This window comes from Polaribacter sp. (assembly GCF_049276715.1).
Taxonomy (GTDB): Bacteria; Bacteroidota; Bacteroidia; order Flavobacteriales; family Flavobacteriaceae; genus Polaribacter.
This window is the reverse complement of record NZ_JBASWY010000046.1, coordinates 68,121-82,115: the sequence shown is the minus strand read 5'-3', so window position 1 is coordinate 82,115 and position 13,995 is coordinate 68,121. Positions and strand designations below refer to the sequence as shown.

General features: G+C 30.2%; 14 protein-coding genes. 4 read left to right on the top strand and 10 right to left on the bottom strand.

Annotation, left to right across the window (positions count from 1 at the left end):
* Nucleotides 1-33: 33 nt before the first annotated feature.
* The 5 genes from accB to pdxA all read right to left on the bottom strand — a co-directional run bounded on the left by accB (nucleotide 34) and on the right by pdxA (nucleotide 3,537).
* Nucleotides 34-507 carry an acetyl-CoA carboxylase biotin carboxyl carrier protein gene (gene accB / locus WAO74_RS12690; protein WP_422162629.1) on the bottom strand — a complete coding sequence of 158 codons (474 nt, stop codon included), beginning with the start codon at nucleotides 505-507 and terminating at the stop codon, nucleotides 34-36.
* A 28-nt stretch (nucleotides 508-535) separates the two neighbouring features.
* Nucleotides 536-1,531: a beta-ketoacyl-ACP synthase III gene (locus WAO74_RS12685; protein ID WP_422162628.1), complete on the bottom strand. Its 996-nt coding sequence runs from the start codon at nucleotides 1,529-1,531 to the stop codon at nucleotides 536-538.
* Nucleotides 1,532-1,685: 154 nt separating this feature from the next.
* Nucleotides 1,686-1,880, bottom strand: a complete 195-nt coding sequence (gene rpmF / locus WAO74_RS12680; protein WP_068361688.1) for a 50S ribosomal protein L32 — start codon at nucleotides 1,878-1,880, stop codon at nucleotides 1,686-1,688.
* A gap of 1 nt (nucleotide 1,881) precedes the next feature.
* The gene (locus tag WAO74_RS12675) at nucleotides 1,882-2,418 is read right to left on the bottom strand and encodes a YceD family protein (RefSeq protein ID WP_422162627.1); all 537 of its coding nucleotides are present in this window, start codon (nucleotides 2,416-2,418) and stop codon (nucleotides 1,882-1,884) included.
* Between the two features lie 84 nt (nucleotides 2,419-2,502).
* The gene (pdxA, locus tag WAO74_RS12670; protein ID WP_422162626.1) at nucleotides 2,503-3,537 is read right to left on the bottom strand and encodes a 4-hydroxythreonine-4-phosphate dehydrogenase PdxA; all 1,035 of its coding nucleotides are present in this window, start codon (nucleotides 3,535-3,537) and stop codon (nucleotides 2,503-2,505) included.
* A 57-nt stretch (nucleotides 3,538-3,594) separates the two neighbouring features.
* Here pdxA and WAO74_RS12665 point away from each other — a divergent pair, with 57 nt between their 5' ends.
* Nucleotides 3,595-4,179 carry a riboflavin synthase gene (locus WAO74_RS12665; RefSeq protein ID WP_422162625.1) on the top strand — a complete coding sequence of 195 codons (585 nt, stop codon included), beginning with the start codon at nucleotides 3,595-3,597 and terminating at the stop codon, nucleotides 4,177-4,179.
* A 1-nt stretch (nucleotide 4,180) separates the two neighbouring features.
* Here the strand turns inward: WAO74_RS12665 and WAO74_RS12660 are convergent, their stop codons facing one another.
* Nucleotides 4,181-5,323 carry an ATP-binding protein gene (locus WAO74_RS12660; RefSeq protein ID WP_422162624.1) on the bottom strand — a complete coding sequence of 381 codons (1,143 nt, stop codon included), beginning with the start codon at nucleotides 5,321-5,323 and terminating at the stop codon, nucleotides 4,181-4,183.
* 105 nt (nucleotides 5,324-5,428) lie between these two features.
* Here WAO74_RS12660 and WAO74_RS12655 point away from each other — a divergent pair, with 105 nt between their 5' ends.
* Both WAO74_RS12655 and WAO74_RS12650 read left to right on the top strand, forming a co-directional pair.
* Nucleotides 5,429-6,616, top strand: coding sequence for a phosphoglycerate kinase (locus WAO74_RS12655; protein WP_422162623.1), 1,188 nt, complete (start codon nucleotides 5,429-5,431; stop codon nucleotides 6,614-6,616).
* Between the two features lie 212 nt (nucleotides 6,617-6,828).
* Complete coding sequence (locus WAO74_RS12650) at nucleotides 6,829-7,869, top strand: aldo/keto reductase (protein WP_422162622.1); 1,041 nt, start codon at nucleotides 6,829-6,831, stop codon at nucleotides 7,867-7,869.
* Between the two features lie 88 nt (nucleotides 7,870-7,957).
* Here the strand turns inward: WAO74_RS12650 and WAO74_RS12645 are convergent, their stop codons facing one another.
* Nucleotides 7,958-8,536, bottom strand: a complete 579-nt coding sequence (locus tag WAO74_RS12645; protein ID WP_422162621.1) for a DapH/DapD/GlmU-related protein — start codon at nucleotides 8,534-8,536, stop codon at nucleotides 7,958-7,960.
* A gap of 99 nt (nucleotides 8,537-8,635) precedes the next feature.
* Nucleotides 8,636-9,379 carry an energy transducer TonB gene (locus tag WAO74_RS12640; RefSeq protein WP_422162620.1) on the bottom strand — a complete coding sequence of 248 codons (744 nt, stop codon included), beginning with the start codon at nucleotides 9,377-9,379 and terminating at the stop codon, nucleotides 8,636-8,638.
* 87 nt (nucleotides 9,380-9,466) lie between these two features.
* Between WAO74_RS12640 and WAO74_RS12635 the strand changes: the two genes are divergently transcribed.
* Entirely contained in the window at nucleotides 9,467-9,940 is a 474-nt protein-coding gene (locus WAO74_RS12635) for a hypothetical protein (protein WP_422162619.1), read from the top strand.
* A 64-nt stretch (nucleotides 9,941-10,004) separates the two neighbouring features.
* Here WAO74_RS12635 and WAO74_RS12630 read toward each other — a convergent pair whose 3' ends face one another.
* Together WAO74_RS12630 and WAO74_RS12625 are read right to left on the bottom strand one after the other, a co-directional pair.
* Nucleotides 10,005-13,064 carry an ELWxxDGT repeat protein gene (locus tag WAO74_RS12630; protein ID WP_422162618.1) on the bottom strand — a complete coding sequence of 1,020 codons (3,060 nt, stop codon included), beginning with the start codon at nucleotides 13,062-13,064 and terminating at the stop codon, nucleotides 10,005-10,007.
* A 22-nt stretch (nucleotides 13,065-13,086) separates the two neighbouring features.
* Entirely contained in the window at nucleotides 13,087-13,887 is an 801-nt protein-coding gene (locus tag WAO74_RS12625; protein WP_422162617.1) for a hypothetical protein, read from the bottom strand.
* Between the last annotated feature and the right edge of the window lie 108 nt (nucleotides 13,888-13,995).

Sequence of the window (13,995 nt, the reverse complement as noted above, 5' to 3'; positions counted from 1 at the left end):
ACTATCTAAACTCCAAAATATAAACTCTATCTATTATGATGGATCTACTAAAAATAAAGGTTGATCGAATTCTACTGGAGAAGAATCATCAACTAATACTTTAACAATTTTACCAGAAATTTCTGATTCTATTTCGTTAAATAATTTCATAGCTTCAATAACACAAACTACATCGCCAGAACTTATTTCAGAACCAACTTCTACAAAATTTGGTTTGTCTGGAGCTGGTTTTCTATAAAATGTACCAATTATTGGAGATTTTACAGTTATGTATTTTGCATCTTCACTTTCCTTTTTTGAAGATGCAGAAGCTTCCAATGTTTGAGTTGGAATTATATTCACTGCTTGTGGTGCACTTGCAATAGGAGCAGCTTGTACAATTGTTGTTTCCGTTTTTTCTGAACCCGTTTTAATCGTAATTTTTATATCTTCCATCTCTAACTTTACCTCGCTTGCACCAGATTTAGCTACAAATTTTATAAGATTTTGAATTTCTTTAATATCCATGCTTCTTACTTGTTTAGTTGTTTTAAATTTATGAATTGTACGCCCATTTTAGGTAAATGGCTCCCCATGTGAAACCTCCACCAAATGCTGCAAAAATTAAATTATCGCCTTTTCTTAATTGATTTTCGTAATCGGCCAATAAAAGAGGTAAAGTAGCGGATGTTGTATTACCATATTTATGGATATTCATCATTACTTTTTCTGAACTTACACCAACTCTATTGGCAGTTGCTTCTATAATTCTTTTATTTGCTTGATGTGGCACTAACCACTGTATATCTTCTTCTTTAAGGTTATTTCTAGTCATCATTTTTTCAGAAACGTCTGCCATATTCGAAACTGCATACTTAAATACGGTTTTTCCTTCTTGATAAACAAAATGTTTTTTCTCTGTTACAGTTTCTATTGTTGGTGGCATAATAGAGCCCCCAGCTTCTATCCTTAGAAAATCTCTTCCTATTCCATCACTTCTTAAATATTCATCTTGTAAACCTAAACTTTCTGAATTCGGTTCAAACAAAACTGCACCTGCCCCATCACCAAATATAATACAAGTTGCTCTATCTTTATAGTCTATAATAGAAGACATTTTATCTGCCCCAATTAAAAGAACTTTTTTATATCTGCCAGATTCTATATAACTAGCTGCTACAGACATACCATATAAAAAACTAGAACATGCTGCTTGTAAATCAAAAGAAAATGCATTTACAGCTCCGATTTTTGAAGCTACATAAGAAGCTGTAGACGCTACTGGTAAATCTGGAGTTGCAGTTGCAACCAATACCAATTCTATATCTTCTGGTTTTATATTCGATTTTTTTAATAAATCTTCTGCTGCTTTTATTGCCATAAAAGAAGTTCCTAAACCTTCACCTTTTAAAATTCTTCTTTCTTTAATACCAGTTCTGGAAGTAATCCATTCATCATTGGTATCAACATAGGTTTCTAACTCTTTATTTGTTAGAATGTAATCAGGAACATATTTCCCTACTGCTGAAATCGCTGCAGTGATTTTTACCATAATTAAGGTTTAGTTTCTAAAGTATAGAATATTCAAAAGTAGTGAAAAAAAACACTTTTTTATTAAAAATAGTTTAAAAGGATCCGTTTTTATTTAAAAAACGCAAAAAAACCCTCAATTTTGAGGGTTTTCGAATACTTTAAAAGAGAAGTTCTTATGCTTCTGCAGCAGCAGATTCTAAAACAACTTGACCTCTATAATATAACTTTCCTTCATGCCAATGAGCTCTATGATATAAATGAGCTTCTCCAGTTGTTGGATCTGTTGCTATTTGTTGAGCTGATGCTTTATAATGTGTTCTCCTTTTATCTCTTCTTGTTTTAGATATTTTTCTTTTAGGATGTGCCATTTTATGTCTTTTTATCTGTTATTAAATTCTTTAATTTATCCCATATTGGGTCTGCATTTTCTACAGTTCTTTTTTCTTTTATTGCTAGTTCTTCTAATTTATTTAACGCTTCAGATTCCATTGTGCCATCTAAAACTTTAGGATGCACTCTTTTATTAGGAACCGCTAAAACAATCATTTCGTAAATAAATTGAGCTACACTAAACTCATAAGCCTCATGAGGTAAAATTAAAACATCCTCATTGTCATCATTGTATTCTGGGCCGAATTTTACTACAATTGATAATTCACAATCTATTTCTTGATCATATAACTCTGTTGTTACATCACAAGGAACTTCTATGGTACCTTTTGCAGTAAAAAGGAGTTCTAATAATGTACTCTTTTTTACAAAATTTAGCGAAACTTCAATAGATGAACTTTCAAATTCATCATAATTAAAAGCTTCAAAGAACTTGTTATCAATTGAATAATCGAACTGGTGTTTCCCTTCTTTTAATCCTACAAACTGTATGTTGAATTGTTTCAAGTCTTTCATTGTCAAACATCAATTGAGCGTGCAAAGATACAAAAAAATGTATTTCTGCAATATTTTATATTAAAAAAAGAATATTCTTTAATTTTACCTTATTGCTAAAGCGTTTTCGGTTAATTCTTTGTATTCATTTCTTGTTTTAAAAATCTGAATTGCAGCAAACAAAGCCTCTATAAACGATGATGGATTTGCCAAGTTTTTACCTGCAATGTCAAAGCCAGTTCCATGATCTGGAGAAGTTCTAATATGGCTTAAACCTGCTGTAAAATTAACTCCTTTACCAAAAGATAGCGCTTTAAAAGGCGCTAAACCCTGATCGTGATAAGTAGCTAATACTCCATCAAATTGTTTATAAGTTTCAGAGCCAAAAAAGCCATCTGCTGCATAAGGCCCAAAAACTAATTTACCTGTTTCTCTTATTTCTTCGATTGTTGGTTTTATAATTTCATCATCTTCTTGGCCTATAACACCTTTATCTCCACAATGAGGATTTAAAGATAAAACCGCCATTTTTGGTCTATTAATGCCAAAATCTTTTACCAAAGAATTGTACATAATTTCAACCTTACTTTTTATCAATTCTGGAGTAATCGTTTCTGCAACTTTAGAAATAGGAATATGACCAGTAATTAAACCTATTCTTAATTTATCTGTCATTAAAATCATTAAACTTTTACCTTCTAAGTTGGCTTCCAAATACTCTGTATGACCAGGAAAATTAAAGGTGTCTGATTGAATGTTTTCTTTATTAATTGGCGCTGTTAATAAAACATCAATTGAGTTCTCTTTTAAATTTTTCATGGCAGCTTCTAAAGATTTTGCTGCATATTCTCCAGATTCTTTAGTTGATGTCCCCAACTCAATATTCACATCTTCTTTCCAAACATTTAAAATGTTTATTTTAGAATGTGTTATTTGGTTAATTGATGATATTCCATGCACAGGAGTTTCGATGCCTAATGCTTTTTTATGATAAGAGATTACCTTTGTTGCGCCAAATAAAACAGGCGTACAAAAATCTAACATTCGTTTGTCTTCGAAAGTTTTCAAAATCACCTCAATACCTATTCCATTTAAATCTCCGATAGAAATTCCAACAATTATTTTATCTGATTTATCCATAGTAACTCTTGTAATATGCCTATTTTTGTACTTACAAAAGTACTTAAATTTAACGACATGTTTACAGGAATAATAGAAACACTTGGCACAGTAACAAATATTTTAAAAGAGCAAGAAAATGTACATTTAAGCTTTAAAAGTTCTATTACAAATGAGTTAAAAATAGACCAAAGTGTGGCTCATAATGGAGTTTGTTTAACAGTTGTTGCTATTAATAATGATGAATATACAGTTACTGCAATTAAAGAAACCTTAGACAAAACCAATATTGGTAAGTTAAAAACTACAGATATTGTAAACCTAGAACGTGCCATGAAATTGGGTGATAGATTAGATGGACATATTGTTCAGGGCCATGTTGATGAAACTGGAATTTGCACAAACATTAAAGATGAAAACGGAAGTACTCTTTGCACCTTTAGCTATAATTCTGATAAAAATAATATTACCATAGAAAAAGGTTCTATTACTGTAAATGGCGTTAGTTTAACAGTAGTTAATTCTACAAAAACAGGATTTTCTGTAGCCATTATTCCTTATACTTGGGAAAACACCACTTTTAAAACTTTGCAAGTTGGTGATACTGTAAACTTAGAGTTTGATGTAATTGGGAAGTATGTAGCTCGATTGACGAATTTGTAACCTAAACCTTCTCCTCTTTCTTATGCAAAAACCTGGTCAATTTCATAGAAAGATCTAACAAAATAATTTTTGCATTTCCATTTCTTTCTATGTGATACATGGCTTCGCTAATTTCTTTTTCGATATCTAAAATATTTTCAGAATGCACAAAAGGCGCAAATTTAGAAAGCTTGAAATCTGTTTTTGTTTCCATAAAAACCAACTGGTCAGACTTATAGTTCAATAAAAGTGCTTGTCTAAAAAATTGTAAACAATATTCTAAAAACTGTTTTTGAGTCTCTCTACCTGTTTTTGCAATTGAATCTGACCAAGAAATTAATTGTTGTACAACTGCTGCATTTCCTTTGGCTTTAAAAGCTGTTCTAATCCAAGCAATAAACCATTCTTCGAAAATTAAATCAGCACCATCATTTTGTAATAAATGCAAAGCTTTATTAAAATTTCCTTCTGCTTGATGTGCAATGTTTGCAGCTTTATTGTCTTCTACTTGATAATTAATAACCAACGCATTTGCAATATCTTGTTCGCTTAAAGCAGGAAAATGTAAGGCTTGACAACGAGATTTTATCGTATTTATAATCTGCTCTTCGTTTTCAGTAATCAATAAAAAAACCGTTTTATTAGGTGGTTCTTCAATTAGTTTTAATAATTTATTGGCAGCAGCTGTATTCATTTTTTCTGCCATCCAAATAATCATCACTTTAAAACCACCTTCGTAACTTTTTAAAAGTAGTTTTTTTACAACCTCTTCAGCTTCATCAACACCAATTAAACCTTGTTTATTTTCTACACCTATGTGCTGCAGCCAATTAAATAAACTTCCATAAGGTTGTGTTGCAATAAAATGTCGCCAATCTTCTAAAAATAAATTACTTACAGCATGTTTTTTTACACTATCATTTGTAGTTACAGGAAATGCAAAATGCAAATCTGGATGTTGCAATTTGTTGCATTTTATATTACAGGCATCTTTATCAGTAGAAAAATTACATAACAAAAATTGTGCATACGCAATTGCCATAGACAAGGTTCCACTACCTTCTTTACCTACAAATAGTTGTGCATGAGGTATTCTACCATTTTCAGCAGATTTCTGTAAATGATTTTTAATATGTTCTTGACCTATAATTTGGTTGAATAGCATGCACAAATATAACAGATAAATTTACGCAAACGTTAACTTAACTTTTCATTTTTCAATTTCATTAAACCTAAATAAAAAAGTATTTTTGTAGAAAACATTATTAAAATGAAAACACTTAAAGATTTTAATTTCAAAAATAAAAAAGCCATTATTCGTGTAGATTTTAATGTGCCTTTAAATGATAAATTTGAAGTTACTGATGCTACCAGAATTGAGGCAGCAAAATCTACAATTATAGATATTTTAGAACAGGATGGAAGCTGCGTTTTAATGTCTCATTTAGGCCGACCAAAAGGGAAACAAGATGAGTTTTCTTTACGTCATATTGTAAAAGATATTACAGAAATTATTGGTGTAAATGTAAAATTTGTAAATGATTGTACAGGCAAAAAAGTAGAAGAAGCTGTTGCAAATTTAGAATCTGGAGAAATTTTATTATTAGAAAACCTACGTTTTTACGCAGAAGAAGAAAAAGGCGATGTTGCTTTTGCAGAGAAACTTTCTAAATTAGGTGATATTTATGTAAATGATGCTTTTGGAACGGCTCACAGAGCACATGCATCCACTACAATTATTGCTCAGTTTTTTAATGATAACAAGTGTTTTGGAAACTTGTTAGCAAGAGAAATTGAAAGTATAGACAAAGTTTTAAACAACTCAGAAAAACCTGTTTTAGCAGTTTTAGGAGGTGCAAAAGTATCTTCTAAAATTACGGTGATTGAAAATATTTTAGACAAAGTAGACCATTTAATTATTGGAGGTGGAATGAGTTTTACGTTTATTAAAGCGCAAGGTGGAAAAATTGGAAACTCAATTTGCGAGGATGATAAAATGGAATTGGCTTTAGAAATTTTAAAACAAGCGAAAGCTAAAAATGTCCAAGTGCATATACCTGTTGATGTAGTTGCTGCTGACGCTTTTTCTAATGATGCTAACACACAAATTTGTGATATTGATAAAATTCCTGATGGTTGGGAAGGTGTTGATGCTGGCCCAAAATCACAAGAAATTTTTGATAAAGTTGTAAATAAATGTAAAACCATTTTATGGAATGGTCCTTTAGGTGTTTTTGAAATGGAATCTTTTGCTGCAGGTACAATTGCACTTGGAAATTCTATTGATAAAGCAACTAAAAATGGAGCCTTTTCTTTAGTTGGTGGTGGAGATTCTGTTGCAGCTGTAAAACAGTTTGGTTTTGAAGATAAGGTAAGCTATGTTTCTACAGGTGGTGGAGCAATGTTAGAAATGTTAGAAGGAAAATCTTTACCAGGTATTGAGGCTATTTTAAAATAGAGAGCCCATCCTAACCTTCCCAAAGGGAAGGAACATTCATGTGAATTCACATATATGTTTTGTATAATTTAAAATGATAAGCGTATAATTTTAAAAAATTGTACGCTTTTGTTTTATCCTAGAATTAGCTTTAATTTCGTAACCAGTTTTTATTTTTTTTTGATAAGCTAAAAATTACAAGACTAAACAAATTAACGTTTTCACATCAAAATATGAAATACACAACCTTACCAAATACAGATACGAAAGTTTCTAAAATATGCCTAGGAACCATGACTTGGGGAAACCAAAACACAGAAGCAGAAGGTCATGCTCAAATGGATTATGCATTAGAACAAGGCGTTAACTTTTTTGATGCAGCAGAATTATATCCTGTGCCTGCAAACGCAGAAACTTATGGTGGAACTGAACGAATTATTGGTACTTGGTTTCAAAAAACGGGCAACAGAGATAAGGTTGTTTTGGCAAGCAAAATTGCTGGTGGTGGAGATTATACTGCACATATTAGAAAAGGTGGTTTAAGCAAAGAAAATATTTTTGATGCGATTGATAAAAGCTTACAACGTTTGCAAACAGATTATATCGATTTGTATCAATTGCATTGGCCAAACAGAGGTGTAAATGTTTTTGGAATGAGAGATTATCCTTATAAAACAGCCAATGAAGAAGCTGAAAACTATGTGGAAATTTTAGAAGGTCTGCAAGAACTGATTAAAGTTGGAAAAATAAAACACGTTGGTTTGTCAAACGAAACTCCTTGGGGAACCATGAAGTATTTGCAAGCTTCTGAAGCGTATGATTTACCTAGACCTGCAACTGTACAAAATTCATATTCTTTAATTCATAGAGGTTATGAAGTGGGAATGAGTGAAGTTTCTATGAGAGAAAACGTTGGTTTATTAGCCTATTCGCCTTTAGCTCAAGGAATTTTATCAGGAAAGTATTTGAATGGCAACTTGCCTGAAGGTGCAAGAGGAACCTTGTTCCCAAGATTTGTTTCTAGATATAAAAATGAAGGTTCAGAAACTGCTGTTGCTAAGTATTTAGAAATAGCAAATAAACACGATTTAACCTTAACAGAACTATCATTGGCATTTATTAATCAATTGCCATTTGTAACAGCAAATATTATTGGTGCTACCAAAATGAATCAATTAAAAGAAAATATAAACTCTATTCATATAGATTTATCGGATGAAATTTTGAGAGAAATAGAAGAAGTACACAAAGAAATTCCGAATCCTGCTCCATAATTTATTTGATAATTTTTACTTGAAAATAAAAAAGCTAAAAGAAATAATTTTCTTTTAGCTTTTTTATTAAAAATTATATTTTTCTAGACTATTGCCCCTTAAATTTAAACGCTTTGTTGTCTTTTAATCCATAAATCTCTTTACTTTCTTTACAGGTTGCAAAACCTTCTTCATCGAACTTTAAAGTGTGTCCATATTCGCTAACCCAACCAATTTGAGTGGATGGATTTCCAACCACCAAAGCGTAAGGTAAAACCTCCTTAGTAACAACAGAACCTGCGCCTATAAAAGCAAATTCTCCTATAGTAATGCCACAAATAATAGTTGCATTTGCACCTATACTTACACCCTTTTTTACAGTAGTTTTTAAATATCTATTTTTTCTGATAATAGCACTTCTTGGGTTAATTACGTTCGTAAAAACCATTGATGGCCCTAAAAAAACGTCATCTTCGCAGGTAACACCTGTGTAAATAGACACATTATTTTGAACTTTTACATTTTTTCCTAAAACCACATTAGGCGAAACAACAACGTTTTGACCTAAATTACAGTTTTCTCCAATAACAGATTTAGACATTATATGGCTAAAATGCCAAATTTTTGTTCCTTTTCCTATTTGGCAGTTAGCGTCTATAACCGCTGTTTCGTGTGCAAAATAATCCATAGATATTTTATTTTATACATATTTAGAAGCACAAATGTAACAAAATATAAAAACCCAACTTATAATGCTGGGTTTAAATTTTTAATTCGAGTGGTTTATTTAATCAACTAGAAAAGAAATTGGTAAAGAATACCTAACTTTTACAGCTTTATTTCGCTGCTTTCCAGGTGTAAATTTAGGTAGCTTTTCAATCATTTCTTGTGTTTCTTCTTTAAGTTTACTATGTGGTGCTCTAATTTGAATATCAACCACATTTCCTTGAGCATCAATAATAAACTGGGTTTGAATTTTATATTTTCCAGATTTTAAGCCTAAGTCATTTGCTAAACCTACATCAAAATTACGTTGTACAAATTTCATCATTTTGTCATCAAAACATTTTTTATTTTCTGCTTTTGATAAGCCTTCACATCCTTTAAAAACGGGAGCGTCTTCTATCATTATAAATGGAATATCACCATCCTCTATTTCAGCAGGTGGATCTTTTTCGACCACTAAAGTATTTGCATCAAAAACCTCAACTTTTTTTGTTGGCTCTTTTATAATTATGGTTTCAGGAGTTTTATTGTCTACTTTAGTAATGGGTTCATCTAAAATAAAAATCGTTTTTGGCAAGTTTGGTTCTGGATTAGAAGTTTTTTCACGAGTAAAAATAACCTCAGTAGCTGGATCTACATAGAGTGTTCTTTGAATCTCTGGCTCACTAATGGCTAAAGATTTCTCTTCGGTTTTGTGCTCTAATGTTAGGTAAACAATAAAAAGCACTAATACAAGTCCTAACTGGGTAAAAATGTTAGAGAACTTTTCTAATTGTTTGGTAGGTAGTTTTTTTAGATTTTTCATAATTAGAAAGTTTAAATGTTAAGACTTTGTTAAAACAATTAACGTGCCAAAAAATAAATCTATTTGAATTTTAATTATATTTACTTCATGAAAAAAGGGAAAAGAATATTTTTTTGTGTTTTGTTGTTTCTGGCATTTTTGTTTTCAATCTACTCATTTATAAGTTCATACAAATTACATTTGCGAAATGTAAATAGAAATCAAAATCTAATTTTCCCTATTGTTGTAAGTGTCTTTTCGTTTATTAGTCTTCTCTTTAATCTTAGTAAATTATTTTTTGAAAACTCTTTAAAAAGTGGAATCTATAAAATTTTAAGAATTGGTGATTTGCTGTTTTCTGTATCAATATCGGTTCTATCTTTTGTAGTCTTCTCAATTTTTATTTATGATTTTATTTTGCAAGAAATAACTCCTAAAAATCACCTACCAAAACTTCTGACCATTAGTATTACAATGTTTTTAAGTGTTTTCCTTTTTTACGATAATCTTCTTTATCACAAAGAAATAAAGCAAAAAAAAGCTCTTTTTGAAGAAAATTTTATTGAAGAAATTGGCAAATAAATCATAAAAAAAAGCATCAAATTACTTTGATGCTGTTTATAATAAAATTACTTTTTTACTCTTATTAATTAATTACTAACTTTTTAGATATTATTTTATTTCCTGATTTTACTTTAACAATATAAATACCAGTTGAAAAATTTGAAACATTAATTTCTACATTTTGAGAGTTATTTACATTTTTTGTAAATACTTTTTTACCTAATAAATTATAAATTTCTACATTTTCAATTTCTATTTCATCATCCATTTTTATAGTAACTATAGAAGTTGCAGGATTTGGAAAAACATTCATAGAACTTTGTATAGTATTTACAGAGTAATCTTCAGAATTTAAAACGGCGTTTTCTAATTTAAACAACTCATAACCATACATTTGTGAGTTAGCTGAAAAAAATAAATCATTATTATACAACACAAAATTGTTAGGGCTAGCACTATTTTTACTACCAAAAACATCTTCACCACTATAAAAATCTTCTACCAAAACAGTACCATTTAAAGTACCATTAGTTCTCCAAAGTTCAGTACCAAAATTACCCTCATCTAATGATAAGTATGCATAACCACCTGCCTCTACTAAACTATCTAAATAGCTATAACTGTTTAAAATTTTTGTAAATCCAGTATCAGTACCATCAAAACTCCATAAAGAACTAGTACCATTTTCAAACACAGAAAAATAATAGTAATTATTTATAACCTTATTGTTATTGTATAAGGGCGAAAAGCCTCCTGTTGATCCGTTTATAAAAGATTTTAACAATGTTGCATTAGCACCATCAAATTTCCACAACTCTTGTCCTTCACCAAAAGAAGAACCAGCATAAAACATATTGTTACCTATTACAAAAATGTTGTTAATTGTATTTGCTGCTAAGTTTTCAACTGCTGTACCTGAAACTGTACCATCTGTACTCCATAAATAATTTCCACCTATAGAAATATCATAAGCTGCAAAATAAAGCTTGTTATTATAACTAGTAAAATAGGGGATTATAATAGTGTTTACAGCATCAAATTCTTTTAATTTTATGGTACCATTTGTGGTGCCATCTGTTTTCCATAAAATATTTTTATACGTTCTGCTAAAACCTATTCCTTGTTGTTTTATAGACATAAAATAAATTTCGCCATTAAATTCTATAAAATATTGAGGAGAACCACTATCTGCACCTGCTTCTAAATCTTTTAAAAGTGAAACATTATTGTTTTTTAGCATCCATAATTCTTTGCCATTGGTACCATCATTTGCTCCAAAAAGAAGTGCATCTAAAGTAGGTGAATAGAAAAATTCTTGAATATTCGAAAATCCATTTTGATTAATTTTAGCTACCAAATTTATTTGATTACCCTCTGAATTGGTATAAAATATACCATAATCTTTTTCATAATCAGAAGACGTAAAATAAAGATTGTTTTGGTATTCTATTAAATTAGATGGTCCAATAACTGTTTTTACACCATTTGTAACTTTTTTTGTGCCATTTGTTGTGCCATCAGAAACAAATAATCTTTGATTACCAAAAGAAGTGCTATCTGCCACAAAAAAGAACTTATTTAATGCTGCTGTTAATTTTTTTGGATTGCTACTAGAAGGGCTGTTTTCCAAGTTTTTTACCATCACTGTATTTGTAGCTGTAGCATCTGTTTTCCATAATTCAAAACCATTAGTGCCATTACTTCCAACAAAAAATAAAGTATTATTTAGGGAAACCAAACCATCTAAATAGGCACCCCAGCCAATTCCTAAGTTTATATCTTTTAAAATTGTAGTACCAGTTTCTGTGCCATCTGAAACCCAAAGTTCACGATTATGTAAGGCATCAAAAGCTTCAAAAACAAGTTCATTGTTAATGCTAGTTATTCCTCCAAAAATGCCATTTCCATTTTCAATCATTGGATCTGTATTGATGTTTTTTACTAATACAGTACCTGCTTCTGTACCATCTGATTTCCATAATTCAGTACCATTTACACCATCATCTGCAGAGAAAAATAAATGATTATTAAAAACTGTTGGAGTTGTATTAGAAAATACTGAAATACCAGAATTTGACCCAACATTTATATCTTTTACAAGTTGTGTACCATTACTTGTACCATCAGTTTTCCAAAGTTCATATCCTAAATTATTGGCATCTGCTATAATTAAAGCAGTTGTTGCGTTTAAAATATAAATTTTATGAATTTCTGATGATGTAATTCCTGTAGATAAATCTTTAAGTAAAACTGTGCCCATTTCTGTACCATCTGTTTTCCAAAGTTCTTTACCATTTACACCATCATCTGCAACAAATAATAAACTATTATTAAAAATTGTTTTGTAAGCAGGGTAACTAGCATTAGCTGCGTTGATGTTTTTTACTAATACTGTACCAGCATCAGTACCATTGGTTTTCCACAACTCAACTCCGTTGTTTGCATCTTCAGCATTAAAATAGAGTTCATTGTTAAAAACTATAAAATCTGAAGGAGAGGCATTGTTTGTGTTTATTAATTTAACAATAGATGTTCCATTGTCTGTACCATCTGTTTTCCAAAGTTGAGAACCATTTGTATTGTCTGAACCAGCAAAATAAAGCTGGTTATTGTACACTAAAAGATGTTGTGGAAATGTAGCTTTTGTAGTAATTTTTACAGTGCCCAATTCTGTACCATCTGTTTTCCATAAATGAGTATCATTACCATCATATGCTGTAAAATACAACTCGTTATTAAAAATTGTAAAATTACTTGGATCTGAACCAAAAGAAGTATTGATATCTTTTATTAAAACAGTACCATTTAAAGTTCCATCTGTTTTGTAAAGTTCACTACCTTCATTGGCTGTTTCTAATATAAAATAAAGGTGATTGTTAAACACAATACTCTCATTTCTCATGTTAAAAACATCTACAAATTTTGATCCAATATTTATGGTATTTGCATCTGTACCATCTGATGCATACACATTGCTTTGGTTGTTAACATTTGCTTGAAATACTACAAAATTTGAGCCTTGTAGAAAATTATAAGGATAAGAATCGCTATCTGTAGTTAGTAAATCTTTCACTAAAGTAATTTGAGAATTTACTAGTATGCTATTAAAAAATAATAGTGCTGTTAAAATAATTTTTTTCATAGTTGTTGTAGTTTTTAAGCGATTACATTCCAATTGATTTGTACTCGTTTGTATTAATTTTTGTGGTTTTATCTTCTATTTTTGTTACTCTAGCAGTGGTGTTTTGGTTTTGAGTTTTGGTATTGAACTCTAAGACAAATCCTTTTATATGAGGATTGTTTGCATACATCCCCAAAAAAGGAACTGTTTTATTTTTTAAAGGAAAGCTGTTGGCAACCCAAAAACTACTTGAAGAATTTTGATTATCAATCGTATAATTTACTGCATACTCTTCACACACATACCCTAAAATAGTTTTGGTATTTCCTGTTTTTTGATACTCAAACTTTGAGTTTTCAGATAATTTATCATCGTTAGTAAAATCACCTGGTATTTGAATAGATGAAGAGGATTGTTTTATTTTCATGCCTGCAGTTTCAATAAAAGTGGTGGTTGTTTTTTTTGAAACTACTGTTATAACATTCGCCTCATTATCTTGTTCCTCATTAGTTGCAATTACTCCATAAATTTCAGGATCATCGCTTGTAAGAGCTATCATTTTAATAACCTGATTATCAGCAGAACTAGAAATTTCTATATGTATGCTGTTAGCGAAAGTGATTACTGAAGGAAGATATACTTTTTCTGAAGTTTCAGAAGTTTCTATTTTCCCATCTATAGCTTTGTCAATTACTTTGTCTGTTTCTTTGTCTATTTTGTTATCAATTTTTTGTTCTACTTTTTGAGTTACTTTGTCTTTAAGTTTTTTTAATAGTTGAGCGTTTGTAGAATTTGAAACTCCTATAGTAAGGCAGCTTAAAATTAAAACTTTTGAAAATTTCATAGAGTAATTTTTAGAGTTAATAATTTTTTTAAACAAATTTGTTTAATGAGGTTCAAAAATAAAAGCTGATTTGTATGGTTGGTTATTAATTTTGTACAATTGGTAAAT

Excerpts from the sequence above, each read along its gene's own strand:
- WAO74_RS12665 (WP_422162625.1), top strand. The coding sequence starts at position 3,595 with ATGTTTACAGGAATAATAGAAACACTTGGCACAGTAACAAATATTTTA.
- WAO74_RS12625 (WP_422162617.1), bottom strand. The coding sequence starts at position 13,887 with ATGAAATTTTCAAAAGTTTTAATTTTAAGCTGCCTTACTATAGGAGTT.
- WAO74_RS12660 (WP_422162624.1), bottom strand. The coding sequence starts at position 5,323 with ATGCTATTCAACCAAATTATAGGTCAAGAACATATTAAAAATCATTTA.
- WAO74_RS12630 (WP_422162618.1), bottom strand. The coding sequence starts at position 13,064 with ATGAAAAAAATTATTTTAACAGCACTATTATTTTTTAATAGCATACTA.
- WAO74_RS12645 (WP_422162621.1), bottom strand. The coding sequence starts at position 8,536 with ATGGATTATTTTGCACACGAAACAGCGGTTATAGACGCTAACTGCCAA.
- accB (WP_422162629.1), bottom strand. The coding sequence starts at position 507 with ATGGATATTAAAGAAATTCAAAATCTTATAAAATTTGTAGCTAAATCT.
- pdxA (WP_422162626.1), bottom strand. The coding sequence starts at position 3,537 with ATGGATAAATCAGATAAAATAATTGTTGGAATTTCTATCGGAGATTTA.
- WAO74_RS12650 (WP_422162622.1), top strand. The coding sequence starts at position 6,829 with ATGAAATACACAACCTTACCAAATACAGATACGAAAGTTTCTAAAATA.
- WAO74_RS12675 (WP_422162627.1), bottom strand. The coding sequence starts at position 2,418 with ATGAAAGACTTGAAACAATTCAACATACAGTTTGTAGGATTAAAAGAA.
- rpmF (WP_068361688.1), bottom strand. The coding sequence starts at position 1,880 with ATGGCACATCCTAAAAGAAAAATATCTAAAACAAGAAGAGATAAAAGG.
- WAO74_RS12635 (WP_422162619.1), top strand. The coding sequence starts at position 9,467 with ATGAAAAAAGGGAAAAGAATATTTTTTTGTGTTTTGTTGTTTCTGGCA.
- WAO74_RS12685 (WP_422162628.1), bottom strand. The coding sequence starts at position 1,531 with ATGGTAAAAATCACTGCAGCGATTTCAGCAGTAGGGAAATATGTTCCT.
- WAO74_RS12640 (WP_422162620.1), bottom strand. The coding sequence starts at position 9,379 with ATGAAAAATCTAAAAAAACTACCTACCAAACAATTAGAAAAGTTCTCT.
- WAO74_RS12655 (WP_422162623.1), top strand. The coding sequence starts at position 5,429 with ATGAAAACACTTAAAGATTTTAATTTCAAAAATAAAAAAGCCATTATT.